Genomic DNA, 24,639 nt, shown 5'->3' on the forward strand with positions numbered 1-24,639 from the left:
AAAATAGTGATTAACCATGAAACTGCGTAACGGTAGTAACAAACAAGCTGTGGATTTCAGCGATACAACACTATACCCATTAATCGGCAATAGTGCATGTATCCAAGAACTTCGCACGGCAATCCAAAAGTACGCTCAATGTGATGCTGAAGTACTCATTCAGGGTGAAACAGGGGTGGGCAAAGGTCTCTGTGCTCGTCTTATTCATCAGTTGTCGAACAGACACTCGGCACCTTTTGTTGAAGTTAACTGCGGCGCAATTCCAAGTGGTCTTATTGCGTCAGAACTTTTCGGTCACGAAAAAGGAGCATTTACAGGAGCGATTTCAGATCGTATCGGTTTTATTCAAAAAGCGCATAAAGGTACCCTATTCCTAGATGAGATTGGTGATATGCCGCCGGATCTACAAATCCACCTTCTGCACTTTTTAGAGAGTAAGCAAATCCATAAAGTCGGCGCTGATAAATTCATTGACGTGGACTGCAGAGTCATTGCTGCGAGCCACGTGGATTTGAAAAATGAGGTTGTACAAGGTGGATTCCGTGAAGATTTATTCTATCGACTTAATATCTTGCCATTAACTATTCCTCCACTGAGAAAGCGTGGGAAAGATATCCTTATGTTATCAGAACACTTCTTAACAGATTTGTCTCATGGTCAGGTACAAAAAATGTCGGATAAAGTGAAAGCCAAGCTCCTCAAGCATCGTTGGCCAGGTAACGTAAGAGAACTACGAAATGTAATCCAACGAGCGATTGTCATGTGTGAAGATCACACGCTTCTCGTCGCTGACTTGGGCCTTGATAATAATGAAAGGCAATTACTCCCTTCAGTGGACCAAATTGATCTCGACTACCTACTGCAAGCTATCGAAGAAAATAAGCACAATATGAGTGCGGCTGCACGTCATCTTGGTATTTCAAGAACAACGCTTTATCGTCTAATAAAGAAATACAACTTAAATGTTTAGTTGCTGTACAGGTGTAACGTGACACTGTGTAACAGACAACTCATCATATATCATTTACTTAGCCCCTCATCATAAACCTCTTGATATTACCGCCTTTAAAATCAACGACTTAAACTAGGCATAGTCTTTGCTTAGAGCTAAGAAGAAGTCGGTTGATAGATTTTCTATCACAGCACAGAAAGGAGTGCTCAGAACACAAATAGCTCGCTTTTAACACGAAACGATTATCCCCAAAAACGCGATTGCCCCCCTCACCTAAATCGCGTTAAAAAAAAGCTCCGCTAAATTTAGCGGAGCTTCCTCTTTATTAAAAATACTGAGCTGTACTAGACATTTTGGCACGATGCCATTTTAGACTTCGACAACCAAGAAAGTGCTCCACATACAATAATAAATGTGATTGATGCAGCGATGAATGAGAATGCAATTGACGCAGTCATCCCCAAAGTAATGAAGCCAACACAGGAAACTAGCGCCACGGACAATGCATAAGGCAACTGGGTCGATACGTGATCAATATGATTACAACGTGCACCAGTCGACGACAGAATAGTGGTATCGGAGATAGGTGAACAATGGTCACCAAAAACGGCACCGGCTAAAACTGCACTTAGCATTGGGAGCATTAGCGCAAGATCGGTTGCACCAGCCATATCACCCGCGATTGGAAGCATAATGCCGAACGTACCCCAAGAAGTACCTGTTGAAAATGCCATTAGACCAGACAACAAGAATAGGATAACCGGTAGCCAATGTGGATTGATATTGCCCTGAGCCATTGTAGAAAGGTAAGAACCCGTCTTCATGTCACCGATAACCGAACCGATAGTCCAAGCAAATACTAGGATTAGAATCGCGCCAAACATAGACTTAGCACCAATCCAAAGTGTGCGTGCAATTTCACCTATTGGAAGACCTTGCTTCACAACAGTAAACAGTGCAACTGCTAAGCCAAGCAAGCTACCGTAGATTAGTGATGTACCTACATCTGTATTTTCAAACGCACCTAGAAGCGCAAACTCTTTGCCGTCAGCAGCCAATGCTTGGCCCCCCGTGTAAAGCATAGAAGCGATAGTCGCAATAATCAGCGTCACGATAGGAAGTACCAGGTCTGACACTTTACCCTTTTCGCTTTCACGGATATCTAGCTCTTCGTTTAGATCATGCGCTTCTTGCGAGTCGTTTTCTTTGTCTTTATCAAAGCCGCGGCCTTGAGATGCAGAGATTTCATGCTCACGCATCTTACCGATATCGAGGCCAAACCATGCCACAGCAAACACCATAAGCAGTGCAAAAACTGCGTAAAAGTTCATTGGAATAAGACGAACGTACGCGCCAAGAGCCGAATACTCAGTGATCCCATGTGAGACTAAGATACCGCCGATAATCGTAATAATGTAAGCACCCCAGCTAGAAGCAGGCATGATCACACACATTGGTGCAGCAGTTGAGTCTAGAATGTATGCAAGCTTCGCGCGAGACACATAAAAACGATCGGTTACTGGACGAGAAATGGCACCAACAGCAAGACTGTTAAAGTAATCGTCGACAAAAATGAATACGCCTAAAAAGGCAGCAAGAAGTTTGGAGCCGCGTTTACTCTTTACTCGAGATTGTGCCCATTCGGCAAATGCACGAGTACCACCAGATAGCGTTAATAATGCAGTTGTCATACCTAATAAGATTAGGAAACCAACAATGCTCATGTTCCAAGTGTTAATTCCGCCATCTTCAATAAAGACAGAAGAAACTTGAGAACTCACATAACTAACGGTATCACCGATAGACCAGCTATTAAGTAGAACCGCACCCAGCACGATACCTACACCTAAGGAAACTAATACACGTCGAGTCAGAATCGCCAAAGTCAAAGCGACAATAGGTGGCAATAATGAAACAGGAGAACTAGAAAAATCTATTAAATTCATGATCTTCAAAAACCAAAGTTTGGCTAGAGATCTACTGCAGACAAGTCACGTAGCATACGATACGTGCTCATGTTGAACTTAGCGACAGGGAAGCGAACACTCCACCCAACCCTACAGTAGCGCTCCATAGTTTAATGTGAATATATACTATGGCAGTGTTGTTCCTTTCAGATACAACCCCAGCAAGTAACTTTGATGAGTTACTTACTTCGGCAATCTTCGCCTTCCACTATTATTCATTGGCATCACCCCAATAATAGCTACTCTTCGAGACCGCGCCTCTACGGCAACAACAAACAATTAACCACTAACTGTACAAATTAACAACAAATTGTCTGCAATATTGCATCAGGTAGCAGCCATTGTACTTATGATGAGAGTCAATGCAACACATCAAACTAAATTAAACAAATAAATAATGACTGAGATAATTTATAAACCTTGTCTACTTCAAGTTAGTTTTGTGCAACTGAAATCACATCAATTTTGTTATTTATGAAACATTATTACTACCTTAAAAATATCATGGTTTATCTTGTATCAATAAATTAAGGATATATGACACTCCATCAAAGATGGACGCTTCATATTTTTAAGTAATAACTCAACTTTTTTTATAAAAACCAAGCTAGCTCTATCTCTATACAATAACGAGTGTTGATTTCAATTCTCATCTAATAAGATTTATTTCGAGTGTAATAATATTTATTGCTTTAAAAAAATAGCTAAATTTAAACAAAATCTTGATTTAGTATTTGCACATAAGGAAAAGATAAAGTTAAATATAAGGACTCTTTGTTTATTTATAGATTGGCATTATTTAATCGTAACGATAAAAAGTGCCCAACACATTAACCTTTTAATAGGAATCGTTATGTCAGAGCTGACTAAAACCCTTCTAAATATCCGTAGCCTTCGTGCATTTTCTCGTGAGCTGACTCTAGAACAATTGGAAGAAGCTCTAGATAAACTAACTACTGTTGTAGAAGAGCGTCGTGAAGCAGAAGAAGCAGAACGTGCAGCACAAGCTGAGCAAGAAGCTAAGCTAGCAGAGATCGCAGAGAAAATTGCTCAAGACGGTATTGACGTAGAAGCGCTTATTACTGCGCTATCTGGCGAAACTAAGACGAAAGGCAAAGCGAAGCGTGCACCTCGTCCAGCTAAATACAAATACACAGACTCAAACGGTAATGAGAAGACTTGGACAGGCCAAGGTCGTACACCTTCTGCAATTCAAGAGCAACTTGATGCAGGTAAATCTCTGGATGATTTCCTGATCTAAATCCGCGCTATTTTTTAAAAGGCTCCCAATGGGAGCCTTTTTTATTTGGTTCATTACAAATAAAAAAGGCGCATTAAAAAATGAGCCTTTTACTTTAGTTATAGAATAGTTAATTAAACTACTGTGTATTAACGTTCCCAGTATGCTTCTTCTAGGCTATCTTCTCGCTCAGGAAGCCCACGTGACAAACGGGGAGAATGTTGCACGAGAACTTCGTAGCTCGCACGGTTTGCGTATTTACATACTTGAGAAAAAGAAGAGTAAGTTAAATATTCGTTACTGTGCTTGCTTGAATTAGGCACATTTTCTTTATGGTATTTGTTTGCCGCCATATCATGAAGAACAGCAGATAACGCAGCATCACCTGCACCATTGGTATTCTTGATTTTTTCTGGACCACCCATATATGGCGAGATATGTGAGTAAACTTTTATTGGTGTTTCACATGTATCTTTTTTCGCCGGACGACTAAATTCATAGCGATTAAATTCAGCGATTGACCCCGGAAGTAATGGTAAGGAAGTTTCGCGCTTCGCGCTGTCTTCCGTATAACCCGCCATAAATAGGCCTACAGGCCCCGCGGTGCACAATACTAGATCTGCCCACTCCAGTGTTTTATCAGATGCAGCAAGTGGGTCTGACTCACCCGTCAGAGCTTCTGCTTCATCTTCATTCATCGCAACGACTGAAACGTTATCTCGAATGAATTCTTGCCAATATTTCGGGTCATCTTGAATAACGAACTTCGTCCCAAGAGTCAGAACAACGGGCACATCATTCTTTTTCGCGTACTCAATCGCTTTCATTGTTGCTTCAGGCATTGGGTCGCCTTCTTTACAACGTACTAAATATGACGTTAGTACAAGCGCCGATGCATTTTTAAAGATTTTTTCTGGAATGCTATCAGGATGCAGTTGGTTCATTTGCCCTTCACTGATCGCAAAAGTACGTTCACCATCTTCTGTAATAAGAGCGAAACAACGACCGATAGCGCCATCAACACCTTGTAGGTAGTTCAAGTCCATGCGGCTTGATGTATTACAAAGGTAACGGTAGCCATAGCTACCAATTTTGATATCCTGACTCATCACTCCAAGCAGCGTAGAGCGATCATCTGCCAGCACAGAGTAGTTGTGTAGCGTGTTACCAATTGTGCCACCCGCATACTCATTGGTAATTAAGTTCTCTTCTTTAAGTTGCTGGTACAACTCTTCTGCTCTTTCGTCATCAATAACCAAAGAGTGACCTTTACTCAGACCGTACTTTTCAATCACATCCGTTGTAACTTTAGCTTCAATATCAACCAAAGTTTGGTCAATACCAATGATGTGAGTGCGCGTCATCTTCTTGCTTTCTTGTGCTTGGCTCACCAGCGGGTCACGAGCATGAACAGGAAAATAGTGCTTCGATTTGCGTTGTCCAGGAAATTTCATATTGTCAGTCTGAGTAAGGGGATGAAAAGGAGAACGGATTCTATACCGCTAATAATAAAGCGGCAATAAAAGCAATTATAGCAAACGTTTGCTAGCCACTTTTTTCTTCTAGACTCCTTATTCACCTTCCATAAAACTTAGATCTGGCAGTTGCTCAAGGTGCTCGCGGTAACGCTTTAGGTTGAACTCACCTTCATTTTTCATCACATCGAAAATTTCAATCGACATGGCACATGCCATCATTGCAACTGCTTCTTCTCTAGGTGTCCCTGTCATCATTAAGCGCATTAGCGTCTCTTTAACTTTTAATGGATTGCCGTCCTCAAGTTGGTTTTCAACAATTTCAATCAACTCGGCTTCTTGCATAAACTGGTTTTCTTCGGTCATTTGGACTTTCCTCTTGGATTTTTGCCAACTATGCCATATATACCTCTTCTATACTTGCGAAATTGCCCGTTCGAATTTCTGTTGAAGAAAAATGCAGCGAAACGAATTGTGATTTCGATCTCGGATCTGTCACCGGTCTGTGGATTCTGATAGAATCTGCATCCCGTTTATTTAAGTGGTGTTTAGTAATGTCTGATAACAGCCAAAAGAAAGTCATCGTCGGTATGTCCGGCGGCGTTGATTCATCTGTTTCTGCGTATCTTCTCAAGCAACAAGGCTACCAAGTAGAAGGCCTGTTCATGAAGAACTGGGAAGAAGATGACAACGAAGAATATTGTACAGCAGCAGAAGATCTTGCTGATGCTCAGGCAGTATGTGACAAGCTAGGCATTCATCTACACACCATCAACTTTGCTGCCGAATACTGGGATAACGTATTTGAGTACTTCCTTGCTGAATACAAAGCGGGTCGTACACCGAACCCTGACATTCTTTGTAACAAAGAAATCAAGTTCAAAGCATTCCTAGAATTCGCTGATGAAGTGCTTGATGCTGACTACATTGCAATGGGTCACTACGTACGTCGCTCTTTCCCGGATAACGGTGATAAACCAGCGATGTTGCGTGGCCTAGATGGCAACAAAGACCAGAGCTACTTTCTATATACACTAAGCCACGAACAAATTGGCCGTAGCCTCTTCCCTGTTGGTGATTTAGAGAAACCTGAAGTACGCCGTATTGCGGAAGAGCAAGGTTTAGTAACAGCGAAGAAGAAAGACTCGACAGGTATTTGTTTCATCGGTGAGCGTAAATTTACCGACTTTCTAGGTCGCTACCTTCCTGCTCAGCCTGGTAATATCGAAACGCCAGAAGGCGAAGTGATCGGTCAACACCAAGGTTTGATGTACCACACACTAGGTCAGCGTAAAGGTCTACACATCGGTGGCCGTAAAGGCGGCGGTGGTAATGAAGAGCCGTGGTTTGTTGGTGAAAAAGACCTAGAGCGTAACGTGCTAATCGCAGTCCAAGGTAAAGACCACCCGATGCTAAAATCAGAAGGTCTACTTGCGTCACAACTTCACTGGGTAGATCGTGAGCCAATTCGCGATGTTATGAAGTGCACAGTGAAAACTCGTTACCGTCAGGAAGATATTCCTTGTACAATCATCCCGATCGATGATGAAAACATTAAAGTGATCTTTGATGAACCACAAATTGCAGTGACGCCTGGTCAATCAGCAGTGTTTTATAAAGATGACGTATGTCTAGGTGGCGGCATCATCGAGCAACGCATTAAATATTCTCAAGCTTAGGAGTCGTTACGTGGCGAATACACTTTATGACCGTACTATCGCTTTCGCTGGTATTTGCCAAGCTGTCGCTTTGGTTCAACAAGTTGCGAGAAACGGGCATTGTGATCAAGATGCTTTTGAAACATCAATCAACGCTATTTTGAACACAAACCCTGCTAACACCGTTGGCGTATTCGGTCGCGAAGCCGATCTAAAGCTCGGTCTGGAGTGTCTGGTTAAAGGGATTGATAGCACCCCATCAGGCAGTGAGATCACTCGTTACATCATTAGCTTAATGGCACTAGAACGTAAGTTAAGCGCTCGCAACGATGCCATGTCCCAGCTTGGTGACCGTATCCAAATGGCCAAACGTCAGTCAGAGCATTTTGAACTGCTCGATGATCAAATGATCAGCAATTTAGCGAGCATCTACTTGGATGTTGTTAGCCCTATTGGACCACGCATTCAAGTAACAGGCACGCCTTCTGTACTGCAACAAACGGCCAGCCAACACAAAGTCCGTGCTCTACTGCTATCTGGCATTCGTAGTGCTGTTCTGTGGCGCCAAGTAGGCGGTAAACGTCGTCATCTAATTTTTGGCCGAAAGAAAATGGTCGAACAGGCTCAAATCCTGTTAGCCAGAATGTAGAATACTCTGCTAGCTCGCGTTTATCGCGAGCTACTTTTTTTTCGAATAAAACAAATCCCGCGCAAACGTTTGCGCAATATTCGTGACAATTGCCACAGTTATTGGTATAACGCTCACGAAATTTAGAAACCCAATTCAGGAGAACATCATGGAACTGTCAGCATTGACTGCTGTTTCACCAGTAGACGGCCGTTACGGAAGTAAGACGATTGCGTTACGCGAAATTTTCAGCGAGTACGGTCTACTAAAATACCGTACTATCGTAGAAATTCGTTGGCTACAGAAGCTAGCGGCTACTGCTGAAATTGCAGAAGTGCCAGCATTCAGCGCAGAAGCTAACCAATTCCTAGACGACCTTGCTGCTAACTTCTCTGAAGAAGATGCACGCCGTATTAAAGAAATCGAGCGTACAACTAACCACGACGTTAAAGCGGTTGAGTACTTCTTAAAAGAGAAAGTAGCAGACGTTCCTGAACTGCACGCTGTTAATGAGTTCTTCCACTTTGCATGTACTTCTGAAGACATCAATAACACCTCTCATGCGTTAATGCTAAAAGAAGCACGTGAGCAAGTGATTCTTCCAGAAATCCGTAACCTAATTGACGCTATCAAAGCACTCGCAGTTGAATACCGCGACATTCCTCTTCTATCTCGTACACACGGCCAGCCTGCTTCTCCATCTACAATGGGTAAAGAAATGGCAAACGTGGCGTACCGTATGGAGCGTCAATTCAAGCAAATCGAAAACGTTGAGATCCTAGCGAAAATCAACGGTGCAGTAGGTAACTACAACGCACACCTTTCTGCTTACCCAGAGCTAGATTGGCACAAGTTCTCTGAAGAATTCATTACAGAGTCTCTCGGCGTAACTTGGAACCCTTACACAACACAAATCGAGCCGCATGATTACATCGCTGAGCTGTTCGACGCTATCGCTCGTTTCAACACTATCCTGATTGACTTCGATCGTGACGTTTGGGGTTACATTGCATTAGGCCACTTCAAGCAAAAAACCATTGCTGGTGAGATCGGTTCTTCAACAATGCCGCACAAAGTTAACCCAATCGACTTTGAAAACTCTGAAGGTAACCTAGGTCTTGCGAACGCAGTATTTGGCCACCTAGCACAAAAACTGCCTATCTCTCGTTGGCAACGTGACCTAACTGATTCAACGGTTCTACGTAACCTTGGTGTTGGTGTTGGCTACGCAATCATCGCTTACACTTCTACGCTAAAAGGTATCAGCAAGCTAGAAGTAAACCGTGAAGCGCTTCTTGCTGAACTAGATAAAAACTGGGAAGTACTCGCTGAGCCAGTACAAACAGTAATGCGTCGCTACGGTATCGAAAAGCCATACGAGAAGCTAAAAGAGCTAACTCGTGGTAAGCGTGTAGACGGCGAAGCAATGCGCAACTTCATTGACGGTCTTGAGCTCCCTGAGCACGAGAAAGCACGTCTGAAAGAGATGACGCCAGCAAACTACATTGGTCAAGCGGTTGAGCTGACAGATAAGCTGTAATCACACCTTGATTATCTGCAATTGAAAAGGTTGACGTGAAAGCGTCAACCTTTTTAGTTAGGAAGAAATAATTTCGGTTATTTGGTAGTAATGCAAGAGGATAAATCCCTCAACTATTATGGCTGTTTTTGGAAGAATAAGGTTATTGTCCCGACCTCTATACCAAACTTTTTAATTTTGGTGAGGTTGAAAACATGCTTCTCGTCCTGACGATAAAGCCAATCATCAAAAGCGACCGTTACTGTTGAGTCATCCATTTGCAACTCAAAGTCATACCGCCACTGCAACGTATTGCCTTGCTCAGCCCCTGTTGCTACACCAATAATATCCTCTGCTTTACCTTCATAGCGTCCATCTTCTAATTTGGTAATAACCCAAATTCGCTGGTCAACTTCTCCATCATCAAACACAAAGTCTTCCACCAGCGTCAACGTGTTACCTTCCACAGTACCCACGATGTCGACTTCAAAACGACGAGTTTGTTGTTCAGTGTAATCTTGGACCATCCCCCACGCCTTTGTTTCGCCTTCAAAATAGCCGAATAAATCAAAAGTCGGTGTAGATGATTGATAATTATCGATACCTGCTGAGCATGCTGAAAGTAAGGCCGCAGCAGCCAAGGCGACTGATTTTAAAATTCGTTTAAGCACTATCTAACCTGCCCTATTAATTGTTTTCGAAGTTTTGGGAACTCTGTATTAGGTGACAACCATATAGACAAAAACGCATCGTTCATTCGCTCATCTTGAACGAAGCCGACTGTCTTAATTTGTGCAATACCAGCTTGTCGGTAAAGAAGCTGACCAGTTTTACCATCGGTTAAGTAAGTAAGCTCATCGCCTTTTTTTATATCAGGGAACATATGGTTTAGTTCACTGATCCAACTTTTTCGATATGGTTCAGTAAAACCAAGTTTTGCCCATTGCTCATCAGTTACATCAAGCAACTGCTGCTTGCTGATGTCTCTTTGATAGTTAATTTCCAATGCCAGAGGGTGTGGTGATACATCGCCATTTACAATGAACTTTCCATCGGGTGCTCTTAGTCGAGACTGATATATATCGAAGATGAACCATGTGAGTTGTGCCTCACCGACAGTTTTCCACCCCTCCCAACTCGACATCTTATCTGCGTTTTCACTGTTTCCAACTGGCTGAGCTTGTAGAGCAAAGGAGCCCATAACTACTAGAGAAGCAACTACCTTAATCAGCCTCTGGGTTAAATCTCTCTTCAAGCTTTTCATATCCGTATACCTTGAGTATTAAAAGCGTCATGGCAAACCATTCAGCAAATAGAATGACCAACGTAACGCTGGTATTAAATCCATATTCAACGACTTGGAGCTTGTAACCGGCGTAGTAACTGACGGTTCCTCCAACGCCACCTACAATTGATACGTAGATTTTTGGGAAACGGTACAAAACAGGCTTGAGCTGATAGGCATACCAAGAGAACAGAACCCAAAGGCACAACAACCAAATGGGTAACCATTGTGTTGGAAAGACAAAAACAGAAAACTGTTGATTGAGCGTATCGAGCACTACACCCGCCAAAACGATACTCGCGATGTGCTTCAAGGCAGAAGCGTCCGTCCTCCAACAATAGACAAGAGTAATAAATGTTAAGATCAGTGTTAGCCACTGCCATTGATAGGTCCCAAGCACTGCAGAGAACCAACAGAGCTGGAACCATGTAGAGGCAATCAGCAACTTCATAACGGTTTAAGGTCGCTGGAATGTCATGTGAACGGCACTGATACTTCGAGCTAAAAACCCACCTTCACAATAGCTCAGGTAGTAACGCCACATGCGGACAAAGCGGTCGTCATAACCGAGAGAGCGTACGTGATCTTCAGCTTGATTAAATCTAGAGTGCCACTCGCTCAAGGTTTTCGCATAGTCCAGACCAATATCAAATAAGTCTCTCACCACCAAGTCACTGTATTTGGTCGCAGCTTGAGTTAAAGATGTAACCGAAGGTAAGAACCCACCTGGAAAGATGTATTTCTGGATAAAGTCAACGTTGTTACTGTAGTAATCATAACGCTGGTCAGCGATAGTGATGGCTTGAATTGCCATTAAACCACCCGGCTTGAGTAATGATTGGCATTGCTTGATGTAGGAAGGCAAAAATTGTTTTCCAACCGCTTCGATCATTTCTATCGAGACTAACTTATCGTAGTGACCCGAAAGGTCTCGATAGTCTTGTTTTAATAGAGTGATCTTGTCGCCCAAATTTCGCTCTCTAATTTTTTGTTCAGCGTAAGCATGCTGCTCTTCAGAAATCGTCGTTGTCGTTACATGACAACCATATTGCTCTGCCATGTAAATGGCCATAGCCCCCCACCCTGTACCGATCTCAATCACTCGATCGGATGGTTGAAGCTCAAGTTGCTGGCACAAACGATCCATTTTGTTGATTTGCGCTTGTTCCAAAGTATCGTTGTCTTGCACATATAAGGCCGATGAGTACAGCATGTTGTCGTCTAAAAATGACTCGTACAAATTGTTGCCCAAGTCGTAATGCGCATGAATGTTTTTACGAGAGTTCTCTTGAGAATTGCGGTTGGTCCAATGACTGAACTTGTACAGTATTTTAGTCAGCCAACTTCCTTTCTCTTCAAGTTTATCTAGCGCTCGCATATTGAGAGCCATAAGTTTCATTAACGAGGTTAGATCCGGGCTGTCCCACCAACCATCCATATAAGCCTCACCCGCCGCAATGCTGCCACCTTGCAAGATTCGCGAGTAAAAGCCAGGATGCTTTACCTCAATCGTCGCCACAACAGGCTGACCGCTGTATTCACCGTTGGGCGCATTAAAGCGCTCGCTTCTTTCTTTCGTTTCCGTCTTAAAGCTTTCAATAACAGTTAAGCAGCCGATTTCCATTTTTTGCAGACATTGAAAAATAACTCCGCGAGCCGCCTTTTGTGTTGTCGTCAATTTGCGCGGCAATGTCATAGAACTGGTATTTAACATGCAGAATTCTCCTTGTGCTTTTTATTTTTTTTGTCTGTTTTTTTAGTGTCGGCTTCTATTTCGTCGTGTGTTGAATATTTAGGATGAGAATAAAAAGGCGCGCCTTTCACCCAAAGTTTTAATGCGTGCCAATAAATACCAACCATTACTTTTACCGTCTGTATTGGCGTAACGATCAAACACTTCGATAAGCTTTTGCTCGAAAACACTTGAGCTTTCATTGTCATCGTCGCATCAAAGTGCTTTTCGCTTTTGTGGCATTCAAGATGAATCCTTAACTTGTCCGTCAGTGGTTTAATCTTCCAGTGATACTGTTGGTCAATTGGATTAAACGGAGAAACATGAAAGGCTTTCTCTTGTTCCCATCCAAAGTTTTCATCGTTTTGCTCAGCAGCGACTGCGTAGTAATGACGCTCGTTCCAAGGTGTATTGCTGACTTCAGCTAAGAGGTATTTCCATTCCCCTTCTTTGTTATAAACGTAGTAGAAATTCACCGGACTAAAATAAAGTCCTAAATAGCGCAAATGACAAACAGCGATGACTTTGCCGGTACAACGAACACCTGTTAACTCTTCAATTTTGTCGTGCACGGCCACCTTTAAGCAGCCCTCACCAACATAGTCACTGCGTTTAAAGCGTGCCCAATGCCACCAGCGAGAGCCAAAACCCCAAACTTTTTCCTCTAGTTTTTTTAGCTCATCGACGTCAATAGCTGGCATAAACAATGAGTAGTTCAATTCATGTTTTATCGGCGTGAACCTGCGATGTCGAACGTTGCCAACAAACAACTGGCTGTTCATTTGGCTATCCATATCACGCTGCACCTTTTTCTAAGTTGACAGCAGTTTGAACGCGATATTTCTCTTCAAGCCCTTTCACTACGTCCAATGCGCTGCGAACGCCATCCTCGTGGAAACCGTTGTACCAATAAGCGCCGCAGAACCAAGTATTGTTCAGCCCTTGCACCTCTTCTTTACGTTGCTGTGCAGCGATAGAGTCGGTGGAGAACACTGGATGGTGATAGGTAAACGTCCGTAATACTTTGCTCGGTTCGATCTGCTCAGTGCTATTCAGCGTGACACAGAATGTGTGCTCAGATTGAACATGTTGGAGAATATTCATGTTGTAAGTGAGCGAAGGGAGATGTTGCTGTTCGTCTTCACTGCCCTCCAGTAGGTAGTTCCACGAAGCCCACGCCGCTTTACGCTTTGGAAGTAAACTCGTATCAGTGTGAAGCACCACTTCATTCGCTTGATAAGCCATATTACCCAGCACCTCTTGTTCGACTGGGCTAATGTCACCTAACATGTTCATCGCTTGATCACTGTGACAAGCAAAGATGACATCATCAAACCAGTGTATTTCACCGTTAACTTTTAAACCCACACCATTCTCACTACGGAGCACTTTTTCTACCGGACTATTGAGTCGAATTTTATCGATAAAACCTTGAGTCAAAGGTGGAATGTACTCACGAGAGCCACCTTTAATTACATACCATTGCGGCCTGTTAGTGACATCAAGCAATCCGTGATTTAAGAAAAAGCGAAGGAAAAACATCAGCGGAAATGCGCGCATGTCCGCTAAAGTCGAAGACCAAATTGCGGCGCCCATAGGCAAAATGTAGTTATCTGAAAAGAAAGTACTGAAGTTGTGCTCATCAAGAAACTCACCTAGCGTCTGAGAATGACTCGATTGTTTGCTAGCGATGCTTTTGGCAAGTTTGTTGAAACGAAGGATCTCGAAGATAAAACGATAGAACTTAGGATTTACCCAATTACGCTTTTGAGCAAATAATGTCGACACGGTGTGACCGTTATATTCCAAGCCATTGCCGTCGTTTCTTACACTGAAGCTCATCTGGGTTGGCAATCCTTCGACACCAATCTCGTTCATCATTTTGATGAAATTAGGATAAGTGCGATCGTTGTAAACGATAAAGCCCGTATCAATCGCATATTCTTTACCATCGAGTTTTACATCCACCGTCGCGGTGTGCCCGCCAATGTAATCGTTAGCTTCAAATACGGTGACATCGTGCTCTTTATGTAGATAGTAACCACACGTAAGGCCAGAAATTCCGGTCCCCACAATCGCTATCTTCTTTCTTCCTGCTGTTTTCATTTTTATTCCTTCTTATGACACGAGTTTAGCAGTTAGGCGAGCTTGCCAACTGTATGGAAGTAACGAGATAAAACGTAAAATACTGGTAAACCTCGCGGGGAAATAGATGTGAGTCTTGTTGGCAGCCAACTGTTTTCTGATAGAGTTGGAGGCTTGCCGCGTAGAAATAATCATCGGCATTTCGAAGTCATTTTTGTCAGTTAACGGGGTTTCCACGAAGCCCGGGAACACGGTCACCACTTGAATGCCCTTCTTCTTCAAATCAACAGCTAATGTGCGAGCAAAGTAGCTCACAGCGGCCTTAGAAGCGCCGTAGGCTTCAGCCCTTGGTAACGCGACTTCTGAAGCAATAGAACCCACGATAACGATGCGATGCCCTTTATCTAAGTGTGGTTGGCAACCTTCTACGCAGTTGGCAACACCAACGACGTTTACATTCATCACACGCGCCATGAGTTTCGCGTCAACCACACCGTTGTCCATATACTCACAATCCCCTGCATTAAAAACCCAGGTACTCGGCGTGAAAGGCAAACTGGACAGCGCCTGCTGAGTTTGTTCATGGTTTGTCACGTCAAACTGCAATGTATGGATATTAGAAGAAGCAGCCCCCAATTCAGCAAGAACGTCTTTGTTTCGCCCACAAGCAATAACGCTCCAATCAGAGTTCGCGTAATCTAAAGCCAGTTGCTTCCCTATTCCGGAGGTAGCGCCAGTGATTAAGATAGTATTGTTCATTGTCCTAACCTCTGCTTGATGGTTTTTACGACTGAGCCAAGTAAAGGTAAGTTTTCGTAAAGCATTTCTCCGAGATCAAAGTAATCTCGGTGATAAATAACTTGGCCTTCGCTGAATTTAAGATGCGACACACCATTAACGAGAATAGGTGCACCTTTTTGAAGTTTGGGATGCTGAAGATCCATGGTCCACGTTAGGAAGCCAGTATCTCCGACTTGTTGATGTTCGTGGATAACAAAGTCACAACTTATGACGTTGGCATATAATGATGTGAAGTAATCTGAAAGTGCAGGCCACCCCTCTAAACGATGAGCAGCATCTTCAAAGACGACATCTTGGTGATATACGTCTTTAAGCAGATGTAAGTTCGCTTTATTCAGCTTTTGATAGATATTGCCAACAGACTGTATGTCCATGTGTTTACTCCTACACGTCCATCAAGTTGTACAAAATTATTATATGTACAAGATAGTTCATTCTTTAAAAGTTGTACAAAAATAATTTTGTATAACTTTGTTTCTGTAGGTAGATACGTGATGGATCTCGCAAGCGATCAATCGATCAAAAAAAAGGCTTGGTCAAAACCAAGCCTTTTCAGGAAATTAACGATTACTTTCGCGTGCGCTGTCAGTTTTTACAACTAGTATTGCTGACTACGTAACGCTGCAATACGTTTATCTAGCGGAGGGTGGCTCATCAGTAGCTCAGTCAATGACTGCTTGCCATTAATACCGAATGCCATCATTGTGCCATCAAGTTGAGATTCGTGACTCATCTTCAAACGTTCCAATGCCGCGATCATTTTCTCTTTACCAACTAAGTGAGCAGCACCTGCGTCGGCATGGAATTCGCGATGACGGCTGTACCACATGGTAATAAAGCTTGCTAAGAAACCAAACACTAGCTCAAGCACCATAGATACACCGAAGTAAACCATCATGTTTGTACCTTGACCTTCTTCATCATCGTTCGATGCCACAATATTGGCGATAAAACGGGATAGGAAGATAACAAACGTGTTCACAACGCCTTGCATCAATGTCATCGTGACCATGTCACCATTTGCAATATGGCTCACTTCGTGGGCCAGTACCGCTTCTGCTTCATCACGAGTCATATTGTGTAAAAGGCCAGTGGAAACCGCGACAAGAGAGTCATCTCGCTTTGCACCCGTCGCGAATGCATTGATATCTGGTGAGTCATAAATAGCCACCGTTGGCATACCAATACCCGCTTGCTGAGCTTGACGACCCACAGTTTCGACTAACCAGTGCTCAGTTTCGTTACGCGGACTTTCAATGACCATACCGCCAACTGAGCGCAGTGCCATGCCCTTTGACATCATCAACGAAATAAGTGCACCACCAAAACCAAATATGGCGGCCATAACTAGCAAACCAGAAAGACTGCCAGGTTGCATTCCAGTGGTAGCGTAAACAATATTCAGAACAACACTAAGCACTAGCACGACAGCTAGGTTAGTTGCTAGGAATAACATAATTCGCTTCATTACTTTTCTCCGAGGAAGCTTATCGTTTTTTTTAAAACGGATTGTTATAAGGAACAGGTGGTAATCGCTGTAAAAGCCAATTCCGCTAAATTTAATGCTCCGTGCGTTATAGATATAGTCTATCCGCGATAAAAACAAGGTTAAGCAATAAATTGCAACATTTGTTTTCGAGACTGAAAGATTATGTTCAAGCGGTTTCTAGGCACGTGCTGATAAAAGCCATTACCTCCATTCATATTCATTCCTTTCCGTAATGAAAAGTACTTTGAATCGCACCTCATCTATCAATGGATGACCTTGATGTTAAATCTATCACCTCTGGGCAACTTAGCTAGAAATATTTTACTAGACCAAAAACAGTATGTTAGCCCCGCTATAGACTTTGGTCTTATTGTGCGGCGACATGGACATGCTAGATTCAAATGAGATGAACAAAACAGAGCCACTCTAAGTACATTAAAAAGGTACATTAGGTGAGCTCAAAACTTCCATGTATTGAGGGAAAAACCATGGTAGAAACTAACGACTATCAAATGGCTATTGATTTACTACGTTGTCATCTAGGCATCTCAGAGGATGAGGCGAAGCAACAACTTGGTATTTCAACCGATCATCATATGTCTCAGCGTGTTGCAGAAACACAGCAAGCATTGATGGGGCTTAGCCAAGATAAGTAATCTGATGTTATAGATTACACCAATAAAAAAGGGCTGCATTACGCAGCCCTTTGGTTTTTAGTATTTTAAACACAATCAGTCAGTACTTAGCAAAGGCTCGACATTAATGTACTTGCCTAGCTCTTTGCGCTTAGCACTTGGAATGTATGGGATTTCGCCAAGCTTAGGCGCACCGATACGCGCTTCAAGCATCTCGATAATATCAGCATAGTGCTCAGTGCCAGGGTTAACTCGGTTTGCCACCCAACCAACAAGATTCAAGCCATCCGCTTTAATACTCTCTGCCGTGAGTAAAGCATGGCTCAAACAACCTAATTTAATACCAACCACCAAGACCACGGGTAACTGCTCTGCTTGTACCCAAGTAGATAAACAGTCGGTATCTGACACAGGCACACGCCAACCACCAGCGCCCTCAACGAGAACGACATCAGCTTGCTGCTTGTGTTGAGCCAGCTTTTCACTGAGGAGTTCGTATTTTATTTCGACATGTTCATGTTTTGCCGCGATGTGAGGAGAAGCAGGCAATTCTAAAGCGTATGGATTCACATCATCATAAGCGACATCGAGTGTCGCGGCCGCTTGTAAATGTAAGGCGTCAGAGTTACGCCATCCAGCTTCAGTCTTATCACTCCCTGCTGCCACTGGTTTATAACCAATAGTGTTTAGTCCTTTTGCTGCCAACGCTTGCAAAATGGCTTTAGACGCTACCGTTTTTCCTACATCAGTATCCGTACCAGCAATAAAAAAAGCATCAATCATAGATGTATTACTCCAAAACAAACCTGATAACTTGCAGGTAGAAGACCTTGATCATTTTTAAACGCTTGGTACTCATGCTCAACTTGCAACAAAGTCTCTCGACTGGTTAAACCATGTGAGCGCCCGCTTACGTGATTTGCACCTATACCTTTGAGGTCACGCATAACTGAAAATGCTGAGTCGTACCAAACTGTGATGGTGGTCAAGTCTAGTTGATGGTTGTCACATCGAGATTGCGCTAACGCAATTTTTACCTGATTGAGCGATAGAAAGTTATTGACGTGTTGATATGCATCAATTTTTTTCCATGATGCACGCAACTCGCACAGTGACCCTTCAGCTAGTGTAGAAAAAGCCGCCTTCCCATTAGCTTTTAGTACACGACGAACTTCTCTCAGGGGATAACTTAAATCGGCACACCATTGCAAAGCCAAGCTAGAGAATACGTAGTCGAAGCTTGTATCGTCGAAAGGCAAGTTTTCTGCGTCGGCTAGCACATAATTCATTCGTTCATGGCCACAGCGCACCATAGCTTTGCTTAACATCTCTTGAGAGATGTCCACACAAAACACTTCAGCGCCACGCTCTTGAAGAAGTTGAGAAAAATAGCCCGTACCACATCCTAAATCCAAAACACGTTGATGAGTTAAGTCATTCGGAAGTTTGTCTAGTAAGCGATGGCCGACATCACGCTGGAAAGCGGCATGTTTGTCGTATGTGTCAGCCGCCTTACTAAAGGAAGCGGCGATCGCTTGTTTATTAGGCAGTAAGCAATCCAACTTCATTTGCTCTGCATTATCCATTACTGCGTTCCTAATGCTTGCTTCAATGCCATTGAAAGCGTTTTAACTTGTTCGTTAGTGTGATTAGCAGTGAGTGTGATTCGCAGACGAGACGTCCCTTTCGGAACTGTTGGAGGACGAATAGCAGTAACCCAAATACCGTTTTGGCGACAAGCACCTGCTACTCGCAAAGCCAAATCAGATTCACCAATCACAAACGGCTTAATCGAAGTTTGAGTCTCAACAAAGCCCTCAACGTCGCTGAGGCTATCTCGATACACTTCACTTAACTCTGTAAGCTTTTCACGTCGCCAAGACTGCTCTTGAACCATCGAGACAGCATGCGTGAGCGCATAGGCTTGTGCCGGAGGCATCGCCGTGGAATACACATGGTGACGAGCAAACTGAGTTAAAAAGTCCCCCGTTGTGTGGTCACATAAAATAGCCGCGCCAGACATACCAAACGCTTTGCCGAAAGTAACGATCAGTATCTCAGGATTAACCGCCGCTAATTCACATGAGCCACCGCCAGATTCCCCTAGAACACCGATACCATGAGCGTCGTCTACAGCAAGCCATGCATCATGATTACCGGTGACGTCAGCGATATCAGCAAGTGGTGCACAATCACCGTCCATGCTGAATACCCCTTCAGTCACAACTAGATGGTTGTCTTCGCTATTAATCAGCGACTTCAGGTGTTCGATGTCATTGTGCTTGAAGCGCTTCATCTTAGCTGGTGACAACGCCCCCGCTTCCATCAACGAGGCATGGTTCAAACGGTCTTGAATGAGTACGTCTGATTTTTCTAGCAAGGTGAATAACAAAGCTTGATTGGCACTGAATCCAGAGCCAAACAGGACTGCCCTTTCGTAACCCAGCCATTCGCTTAGCGCCGCTTCTAAATTGCTGTGCGCGGCACTAAAACCTGTGACCATTGGAGACGCGCCGCTACCACTGCCGTATACACTCAAGCCTTGCTGCCAAGCACGAACAAGCGCTTGGTCATTGGCCAAGCCTAAATAATCATTACTTGAGAAGTTGATGTAGCGTCTGCCTTCGTATTCCAAAACGGACTGGTTACCGGCAAACACCACATTCATAGAACGATTCAACCCTTGCGTCTTACGCTCAGCAAGGGCGGACTCGATACGAGATTTAAACGCTGGCATCGTAGAAAAGGTCGTCTTTTGTCGGACGAGCAGCAACGCGCTCTACGACGCGATCGAGTAACTCGTTTTCTTCGATTTCATCAGGTTTTTGAGACACCTCTTGGCTGTTAATACCGAGCTTGTTGAACAGCATCATGTCTTTGTCTTCTGAAGGGTTTGGCGTGGTCAGAAGCTTGCAGCCGTAGAAGACGGAGTTTGCACCCGCCATAAAACACAGCGCTTGCATTTGTTCGTTCATATTTTCACGGCCAGCGGATAAACGAACGGCTGATTGAGGCATCATGATTCGTGCAATCGCAATCAGGCGAATGAAATCGAATGGCTCAACATCATCCACTTCTTCCAGTGGTGTGCCCTTTACCTTCACGAGCATGTTGATTGGAACGCTTTCAGGGTGTACCGGTAAGTTCGCCAATTCAACCAACAGACCAGCTCGGTCGTTAGCACTTTCACCCATGCCGATAATGCCACCGGAACAGATCTTCATGCCAGCATCACGTACGTGAGACAAAGTATCTAAACGGTCTTGGTAAGTACGTGTGGTAATGATGTTGCCGTAAAACTCAGGTGAGGTATCTAGGTTGTGGTTGTAGTAATCCAGACCAGCGGTTGCCAATTGCTTTGCTTGATCTGGCGTCAGCATGCCTAATGTCATACACGTTTCTAAACCCATGCCCTTCACGCCTTTGATCATGTCGGTCAAATGCGGCATGTCACGCTCTTTCGGGTTTTTCCATGCTGCACCCATACAGAATCGAGTAGAACCAGCATTTTTGGCTTTTTGCGCAGCATCGAGTACGCGTTCTACTTCCATCAAACGCTCTTTCTCGATGTCTGTGGTGTAACGAGCACTCTGAGGACAGTACTTACAATCTTCTGGACAAGCACCTGTCTTAATCGACAGAAGCGTGCTTACTTGAACATGGTTGGTTTGTTGATATTGACGATGTACAAGCTGCGCTTCGAATAGGAGATCCATGAATGGTTTTTCCATGAGATCGCGCACTTCAGCATGCGTCCAGTTATGACGAACTTCCACGTGTATTCCTTTAGTCACTTTTGTTGTTGTGTTGACAGTCTACTGAGTCTCGATAAACTGTCAACACAACACAAAACAACAAAGTTTACACCTGTTTATTTTTTAATCTTAATTATTATTGGAATCGCACATGGATCTCGCCTTCGACCGCCAGCATATCTGGCATCCTTACACTTCGACATTAACACCTCTGACCTGCTACCCAGTAGAATCAGCAAGTGGTGTTCACATTAAATTGGAAGACGGTACTGAGCTTGTCGATGGCATGTCTTCTTGGTGGTCGACAATCCACGGCTATAATCATCCGCACTTAAATCAAGCGGCTCACCAGCAAATCGATCAGGTCTCTCATGTGATGTTTGGCGGGATTACCCATCAGCCAGCAATCAATTTGTGTAAGAAGTTGCTGTCCTTAGCACCAAGTAATCTTGAACATGTATTCCTTGCCGATTCAGGCTCCGTTTCCGTAGAAGTCAGCTTAAAAATGGCACTGCAATATTGGCATGCAAAAGGCGAACGCCGACCGAAGTTTCTTACTTTGCGACACGGTTATCACGGTGACACCTTTGCGGCCATGTCGGTAACCGATCCTGATAACTCCATGCACTCTCTCTACAAAGGCTTTCTGCCTGAGCATATCTTTGCGGAGTCGCCAACTTGTGGCTTTTGGGATGAGTGGAAATCTGAAGATCTTGCTGACTTTGAGCACAAGATTGAAACACATCATCAAGAACTCGCTGCGGTGATCCTAGAGCCTATCGTTCAAGGCGCAGGTGGCATGCGCATCTACCATCCAGAATTTCTCAAAGGCGTGCGTAGACTTTGCGACAAATACGGTTTGTTATTGATTGCAGATGAGATCGCTACCGGTTTTGGACGCACAGGCAAATTGTTTGCCTGCGAACATGCAGATATTCAACCAGACATTCTGTGTGTCGGGAAAGCACTCACTGGCGGCTACATGACCCTCTCTGCGGCCCTGGCGAGCAAACACGTTGCGGATACTGTTTGTGGTGGTGATGCTGGGTGTTTTATGCACGGTCCAACCTTTATGGGGAATCCACTCGCTTGTGCTGTAGCTACTGCAAGTTTGGAGTTGATCGAACAAGGTGATTGGAAGCAGCAAACCCAGCAAATTGAAACGCTGTTTTCTGAACTACTGCCAAAACTTGAAGAATACGACTTGGTGAAGAACACCCGTTGGTTGGGTGCCATTGGTGTTGTGGAAACGCATCGCCCAGTGAATATGGAAACCATCCAAGCCTTGTTTGTTGAACACGGAGTTTGGATTCGTCCATTTGGCAAGCTGATTTATATGATGCCGCCGTTCATCAGCAAACCAGACGAAATTGAAAAGTTGGTTAATGCGATTGATGCTGCTTTGCAACGTAACGACTGCTTCGCTTCATAGTTCAACTCAACACGAAAACGGTTTGAGTATGAGACTCAAACCGTCTCTTTATTTACCAGAACTGTCAAACTATCGAAGTTGGTTATCTTTACTCGCTCGTCGATGATATGTTGAATTTGTTGGCTGACGCTATCGTCGTTTGCCCACCCTACGGCCATAAGCCCTCCTCGTTACTTGAATGAGAAAAATCTACTTACCGTGTTAAGATGGATGACTATATCGCTTACAGATAACAAGATAATTAGGGCGAGTTAGAAAACACTATTACATGTAAGTAAAAGTAGAAAACTTAAAATCAATTACCATTCTTTGATTAGCTCGTATGAGCCATTCTCTTGGAGCTTTGAAAGTACATACCCATGTGTAGAAGTATAGCTTCCGCTTAACACACTATTTTCTTTCAACAATATTACATCTTCCAAGCCGTCATCATTGTAATCTCCAGTTGCCAGCAGAGTCACCTTTTGATAACCATCGGAGTTATCATAAAATACTGCCTGAAAGTCATTCAATCGCTCAAAACTAGTGATCTTATCCATATCAGCCCATCGATGTACTTCTTTAGATCTTCTCACTTGTTCATCAGAAATTATAAAGCTCAATTCTGACGGAGATATATCCGGAAGGCTCTCACTAATGATACCGTCTGGTATGTAAGAAGCATTAGATGGTTTGAGAGCACCCATCACTTTCCATGAGTCACATAATACTTTTGTTGCCATTAACGCAGAGTGTTCTGAATCAATTTTAGCGCTGATCTTGTTTTGGCTTTTTTGCTCGAGCTCAGCACAGCTTTTAGCTACTGAAACCTCGCCAGACGCGGACTTTAAAGGGAACTCAAAATACCACTCTGCATCATAAACTGCTCTGATATCATCTTGAGTTAAGAAGTTCACCTTATCGACGAAAAAACGGTCAGAATTATTATAAGGGCTATAAAATGGCTCTATCGATATTGGTTTAGCGATTAGGCTTGAAGAAGATAAGGCTAATACAATTAAGATTGTTTTCATTAACGGGACCTCAATAAGTTTGCTACATAAGCATTTCTTTCTGCTTGAACACCATTTCTTTTCGACTCGAGGGCTGCTTGCTGATAGTTTCCGTTTCGAATATGTCCATTAAATTTCGGGTAAGTGTCTTTAAGTTTTGGCATACCTAAATTAAATATCATGTCAAAAAGCGCCAGTTTTACGTTATCCGGATAAGATGTAAACTCTTTATCTCCATAGATAACCTTAAGCTCTTTTTCGAACGACTGTATGTGATGTGCTACCTGTTCGTTCATCACACTTTCAGTTAATTTGAGGACTGTAAAGGGCTTAAACCTTGAAGCAGGCTCGGATTCACCAAAAGGTCGAGCCTTAACACGCAAAAACTCTTCCTTGATTTGATCGTGAGTAGCAGGTTCATTTGTAGAACTGTGAACGAACGGGAGCTTTGTTGCTGCGGTAACATCACTTAACATATTACCTACCCCAACAGTTACGTAACCTCTGGTATCCAAATACATATGCTCCACTCTTCCCTCATATTGCTCTAATTTAATCTTGAGCTTCATTTTGAGGGAGGATGAAACAGGCACAGACTTCTTCGCGCTCAAAACCGTGATAGCCTGTGTCAACTTACGATGGCTTCTTCCATTCACATCTATCCTTCCATCTGGACGAGCCATCCCAACAAGGTTTTTCTGAAAAGCTTTAATTGCGGCGACAGTCTTGGAGTTTTCCGGTCTAGATCCTAGTTTCCCATCCACTTTAAGCTCCTTTACTCCCTTTAAAGAACCAAGCAATTGGTTAATAGACCTTTGTACCGTACGAATATCAGCATCCACATTTTTACCACCCAAGCCAACAGAGCCGCTTATTCTTATTGAAGCCATGAAAGTACCTCCTTTTTAAATTTTGGAGGAGATTGTCATGCCCAATAAAGCTTAGAAAAATATCATTAAGAATTGTTTTCAATAATTTAGGTCAACTATGCAAT

Annotated in this window: 26 protein-coding genes and 1 riboswitch; of the genes, 7 read left to right on the forward strand and 19 right to left on the reverse strand. The window is 43.4% G+C overall.

Features of this window, described 5'->3' with window-relative positions:
• Window positions 1-16 precede the first annotated feature (16 nt).
• On the forward strand, window positions 17-970 hold the full coding sequence (locus tag D8S93_RS05920) for a sigma-54 interaction domain-containing protein (RefSeq protein ID WP_005390867.1): 954 nt from the start codon (window positions 17-19) through the stop codon (window positions 968-970).
• 326 nt (window positions 971-1,296) lie between these two features.
• Here the strand turns inward: D8S93_RS05920 and tet(35) are convergent, their stop codons facing one another.
• Entirely contained in the window at window positions 1,297-2,898 is a 1,602-nt protein-coding gene (gene tet(35), locus D8S93_RS05925; RefSeq protein WP_152812416.1) for a tetracycline efflux Na+/H+ antiporter family transporter Tet(35), read from the reverse strand.
• Window positions 2,899-3,007: 109 nt separating this feature from the next.
• A riboswitch (Lysine riboswitch) is annotated at window positions 3,008-3,190 on the reverse strand.
• A gap of 582 nt (window positions 3,191-3,772) precedes the next feature.
• Between tet(35) and D8S93_RS05930 the strand changes: the two genes are divergently transcribed.
• Window positions 3,773-4,180, forward strand: coding sequence for an H-NS family nucleoid-associated regulatory protein (locus tag D8S93_RS05930; protein WP_005390863.1), 408 nt, complete (start codon window positions 3,773-3,775; stop codon window positions 4,178-4,180).
• A gap of 128 nt (window positions 4,181-4,308) precedes the next feature.
• Here the strand turns inward: D8S93_RS05930 and D8S93_RS05935 are convergent, their stop codons facing one another.
• Together D8S93_RS05935 and D8S93_RS05940 are read right to left on the reverse strand one after the other, a co-directional pair.
• Window positions 4,309-5,613 (reverse strand): inosine/guanosine kinase, encoded by a 1,305-nt coding sequence (locus D8S93_RS05935; RefSeq protein ID WP_005390861.1) that lies wholly within the window; start codon window positions 5,611-5,613, stop codon window positions 4,309-4,311.
• A 117-nt stretch (window positions 5,614-5,730) separates the two neighbouring features.
• Window positions 5,731-6,000 carry a hypothetical protein gene (locus D8S93_RS05940; RefSeq protein ID WP_152812418.1) on the reverse strand — a complete coding sequence of 90 codons (270 nt, stop codon included), beginning with the start codon at window positions 5,998-6,000 and terminating at the stop codon, window positions 5,731-5,733.
• Between the two features lie 188 nt (window positions 6,001-6,188).
• Between D8S93_RS05940 and mnmA the strand changes: the two genes are divergently transcribed.
• From mnmA to purB, 3 genes are all read left to right on the forward strand, one after another.
• Window positions 6,189-7,313, forward strand: a complete 1,125-nt coding sequence (mnmA, locus tag D8S93_RS05945; RefSeq protein ID WP_152812420.1) for a tRNA 2-thiouridine(34) synthase MnmA — start codon at window positions 6,189-6,191, stop codon at window positions 7,311-7,313.
• Window positions 7,314-7,323: 10 nt separating this feature from the next.
• The gene (hflD, locus tag D8S93_RS05950) at window positions 7,324-7,941 is read left to right on the forward strand and encodes a high frequency lysogenization protein HflD (RefSeq protein WP_046874772.1); all 618 of its coding nucleotides are present in this window, start codon (window positions 7,324-7,326) and stop codon (window positions 7,939-7,941) included.
• A 148-nt stretch (window positions 7,942-8,089) separates the two neighbouring features.
• Window positions 8,090-9,460 (forward strand): adenylosuccinate lyase, encoded by a 1,371-nt coding sequence (purB, locus tag D8S93_RS05955; RefSeq protein ID WP_005390853.1) that lies wholly within the window; start codon window positions 8,090-8,092, stop codon window positions 9,458-9,460.
• Between the two features lie 116 nt (window positions 9,461-9,576).
• Here purB and D8S93_RS05960 read toward each other — a convergent pair whose 3' ends face one another.
• The 9 genes from D8S93_RS05960 to htpX all read right to left on the reverse strand — a co-directional run bounded on the left by D8S93_RS05960 (window position 9,577) and on the right by htpX (window position 16,810).
• On the reverse strand, window positions 9,577-10,110 hold the full coding sequence (locus tag D8S93_RS05960) for a DUF3833 domain-containing protein (RefSeq protein WP_413743272.1): 534 nt from the start codon (window positions 10,108-10,110) through the stop codon (window positions 9,577-9,579).
• Window positions 10,110-10,703, reverse strand: coding sequence for a hypothetical protein (locus tag D8S93_RS05965; protein ID WP_193621581.1), 594 nt, complete (start codon window positions 10,701-10,703; stop codon window positions 10,110-10,112). The genes D8S93_RS05960 and D8S93_RS05965 overlap by 1 nt, the downstream gene beginning before the upstream one ends.
• Window positions 10,663-11,175 carry a DUF2878 domain-containing protein gene (locus D8S93_RS05970; RefSeq protein ID WP_046874769.1) on the reverse strand — a complete coding sequence of 171 codons (513 nt, stop codon included), beginning with the start codon at window positions 11,173-11,175 and terminating at the stop codon, window positions 10,663-10,665. Before D8S93_RS05970 ends, D8S93_RS05965 begins: the two co-directional genes overlap by 41 nt.
• A 6-nt stretch (window positions 11,176-11,181) precedes the next feature.
• Complete coding sequence (locus tag D8S93_RS05975) at window positions 11,182-12,438, reverse strand: SAM-dependent methyltransferase (protein WP_054867767.1); 1,257 nt, start codon at window positions 12,436-12,438, stop codon at window positions 11,182-11,184.
• Window positions 12,432-13,250: a DUF1365 domain-containing protein gene (locus D8S93_RS05980; protein ID WP_065645363.1), complete on the reverse strand. Its 819-nt coding sequence runs from the start codon at window positions 13,248-13,250 to the stop codon at window positions 12,432-12,434. The genes D8S93_RS05975 and D8S93_RS05980 overlap by 7 nt, the downstream gene beginning before the upstream one ends.
• Window position 13,251: 1 nt before the next feature.
• Window positions 13,252-14,562, reverse strand: coding sequence for an NAD(P)/FAD-dependent oxidoreductase (locus tag D8S93_RS05985; protein WP_152812422.1), 1,311 nt, complete (start codon window positions 14,560-14,562; stop codon window positions 13,252-13,254).
• A 12-nt stretch (window positions 14,563-14,574) separates the two neighbouring features.
• The gene (locus tag D8S93_RS05990) at window positions 14,575-15,300 is read right to left on the reverse strand and encodes an SDR family oxidoreductase (protein WP_006743053.1); all 726 of its coding nucleotides are present in this window, start codon (window positions 15,298-15,300) and stop codon (window positions 14,575-14,577) included.
• Window positions 15,297-15,716: a nuclear transport factor 2 family protein gene (locus D8S93_RS05995; protein ID WP_005390833.1), complete on the reverse strand. Its 420-nt coding sequence runs from the start codon at window positions 15,714-15,716 to the stop codon at window positions 15,297-15,299. Before D8S93_RS05995 ends, D8S93_RS05990 begins: the two co-directional genes overlap by 4 nt.
• A 224-nt stretch (window positions 15,717-15,940) precedes the next feature.
• Window positions 15,941-16,810 carry a protease HtpX gene (gene htpX, locus D8S93_RS06000; RefSeq protein ID WP_005390832.1) on the reverse strand — a complete coding sequence of 290 codons (870 nt, stop codon included), beginning with the start codon at window positions 16,808-16,810 and terminating at the stop codon, window positions 15,941-15,943.
• A gap of 473 nt (window positions 16,811-17,283) precedes the next feature.
• Here htpX and D8S93_RS06005 point away from each other — a divergent pair, with 473 nt between their 5' ends.
• Window positions 17,284-17,487, forward strand: coding sequence for a hypothetical protein (locus tag D8S93_RS06005; protein WP_162860661.1), 204 nt, complete (start codon window positions 17,284-17,286; stop codon window positions 17,485-17,487).
• Window positions 17,488-17,562: 75 nt separating this feature from the next.
• On the opposite strand, the gene bioD is transcribed toward D8S93_RS06005, so the two are convergent.
• Genes bioD through bioB form a run of 4 tightly spaced genes read right to left on the reverse strand, consistent with a single transcriptional unit; the run spans window position 17,563 to window position 21,242 of the window.
• Window positions 17,563-18,249, reverse strand: coding sequence for a dethiobiotin synthase (gene bioD / locus D8S93_RS06010; RefSeq protein ID WP_193621582.1), 687 nt, complete (start codon window positions 18,247-18,249; stop codon window positions 17,563-17,565).
• Window positions 18,246-19,052 (reverse strand): malonyl-ACP O-methyltransferase BioC, encoded by an 807-nt coding sequence (gene bioC, locus D8S93_RS06015; protein WP_152812426.1) that lies wholly within the window; start codon window positions 19,050-19,052, stop codon window positions 18,246-18,248. Before bioC ends, bioD begins: the two co-directional genes overlap by 4 nt.
• Window positions 19,052-20,203 (reverse strand): 8-amino-7-oxononanoate synthase, encoded by a 1,152-nt coding sequence (gene bioF / locus D8S93_RS06020; protein ID WP_193621583.1) that lies wholly within the window; start codon window positions 20,201-20,203, stop codon window positions 19,052-19,054. Before bioF ends, bioC begins: the two co-directional genes overlap by 1 nt.
• Window positions 20,190-21,242, reverse strand: a complete 1,053-nt coding sequence (gene bioB / locus D8S93_RS06025) for a biotin synthase BioB (protein WP_005378222.1) — start codon at window positions 21,240-21,242, stop codon at window positions 20,190-20,192. The genes bioF and bioB overlap by 14 nt, the downstream gene beginning before the upstream one ends.
• Before the next feature lie 130 nt (window positions 21,243-21,372).
• Between bioB and bioA the strand changes: the two genes are divergently transcribed.
• Window positions 21,373-22,653 (forward strand): adenosylmethionine--8-amino-7-oxononanoate transaminase, encoded by a 1,281-nt coding sequence (bioA, locus tag D8S93_RS06030; RefSeq protein WP_152812430.1) that lies wholly within the window; start codon window positions 21,373-21,375, stop codon window positions 22,651-22,653.
• 35 nt (window positions 22,654-22,688) lie between these two features.
• On the opposite strand, the gene D8S93_RS25275 is transcribed toward bioA, so the two are convergent.
• The 3 genes from D8S93_RS25275 to D8S93_RS06040 all read right to left on the reverse strand — a co-directional run bounded on the left by D8S93_RS25275 (window position 22,689) and on the right by D8S93_RS06040 (window position 24,535).
• Entirely contained in the window at window positions 22,689-22,811 is a 123-nt protein-coding gene (locus tag D8S93_RS25275) for a hypothetical protein (RefSeq protein ID WP_264674561.1), read from the reverse strand.
• 141 nt (window positions 22,812-22,952) lie between these two features.
• Entirely contained in the window at window positions 22,953-23,666 is a 714-nt protein-coding gene (locus D8S93_RS06035) for a hypothetical protein (RefSeq protein WP_152812432.1), read from the reverse strand.
• The gene (locus D8S93_RS06040; RefSeq protein ID WP_152812434.1) at window positions 23,666-24,535 is read right to left on the reverse strand and encodes a peptidoglycan-binding domain-containing protein; all 870 of its coding nucleotides are present in this window, start codon (window positions 24,533-24,535) and stop codon (window positions 23,666-23,668) included. Before D8S93_RS06040 ends, D8S93_RS06035 begins: the two co-directional genes overlap by 1 nt.
• Between the last annotated feature and the right edge of the window lie 104 nt (window positions 24,536-24,639).

This window comes from Vibrio sp. VGrn 2, from assembly GCF_009361695.1.
In the GTDB taxonomy this organism is placed as follows: domain Bacteria; phylum Pseudomonadota; class Gammaproteobacteria; order Enterobacterales; family Vibrionaceae; genus Vibrio; species Vibrio diabolicus.

Coding starts and splice junctions, on each gene's coding strand:
- D8S93_RS05920 (WP_005390867.1), top strand. CDS start 17: ATGAAACTGCGTAACGGTAGTAACAAACAAGCTGTGGATTTCAGCGAT.
- D8S93_RS05930 (WP_005390863.1), top strand. CDS start 3,773: ATGTCAGAGCTGACTAAAACCCTTCTAAATATCCGTAGCCTTCGTGCA.
- D8S93_RS05935 (WP_005390861.1), bottom strand. CDS start 5,613: ATGAAATTTCCTGGACAACGCAAATCGAAGCACTATTTTCCTGTTCAT.
- D8S93_RS05940 (WP_152812418.1), bottom strand. CDS start 6,000: ATGACCGAAGAAAACCAGTTTATGCAAGAAGCCGAGTTGATTGAAATT.
- mnmA (WP_152812420.1), top strand. CDS start 6,189: ATGTCTGATAACAGCCAAAAGAAAGTCATCGTCGGTATGTCCGGCGGC.
- purB (WP_005390853.1), top strand. CDS start 8,090: ATGGAACTGTCAGCATTGACTGCTGTTTCACCAGTAGACGGCCGTTAC.
- D8S93_RS05965 (WP_193621581.1), bottom strand. CDS start 10,703: ATGAAAAGCTTGAAGAGAGATTTAACCCAGAGGCTGATTAAGGTAGTT.
- D8S93_RS05970 (WP_046874769.1), bottom strand. CDS start 11,175: ATGAAGTTGCTGATTGCCTCTACATGGTTCCAGCTCTGTTGGTTCTCT.
- D8S93_RS05975 (WP_054867767.1), bottom strand. CDS start 12,438: ATGTTAAATACCAGTTCTATGACATTGCCGCGCAAATTGACGACAACA.
- D8S93_RS05980 (WP_065645363.1), bottom strand. CDS start 13,250: ATGGATAGCCAAATGAACAGCCAGTTGTTTGTTGGCAACGTTCGACAT.
- D8S93_RS05985 (WP_152812422.1), bottom strand. CDS start 14,562: ATGAAAACAGCAGGAAGAAAGAAGATAGCGATTGTGGGGACCGGAATT.
- D8S93_RS05990 (WP_006743053.1), bottom strand. CDS start 15,300: ATGAACAATACTATCTTAATCACTGGCGCTACCTCCGGAATAGGGAAG.
- D8S93_RS05995 (WP_005390833.1), bottom strand. CDS start 15,716: ATGGACATACAGTCTGTTGGCAATATCTATCAAAAGCTGAATAAAGCG.
- htpX (WP_005390832.1), bottom strand. CDS start 16,810: ATGAAGCGAATTATGTTATTCCTAGCAACTAACCTAGCTGTCGTGCTA.
- bioD (WP_193621582.1), bottom strand. CDS start 18,249: ATGATTGATGCTTTTTTTATTGCTGGTACGGATACTGATGTAGGAAAA.
- bioC (WP_152812426.1), bottom strand. CDS start 19,052: ATGGATAATGCAGAGCAAATGAAGTTGGATTGCTTACTGCCTAATAAA.
- bioF (WP_193621583.1), bottom strand. CDS start 20,203: ATGCCAGCGTTTAAATCTCGTATCGAGTCCGCCCTTGCTGAGCGTAAG.
- bioA (WP_152812430.1), top strand. CDS start 21,373: ATGGATCTCGCCTTCGACCGCCAGCATATCTGGCATCCTTACACTTCG.
- D8S93_RS25275 (WP_264674561.1), bottom strand. CDS start 22,811: ATGGCCGTAGGGTGGGCAAACGACGATAGCGTCAGCCAACAAATTCAA.
- D8S93_RS06035 (WP_152812432.1), bottom strand. CDS start 23,666: ATGAAAACAATCTTAATTGTATTAGCCTTATCTTCTTCAAGCCTAATC.
- D8S93_RS06040 (WP_152812434.1), bottom strand. CDS start 24,535: ATGGCTTCAATAAGAATAAGCGGCTCTGTTGGCTTGGGTGGTAAAAAT.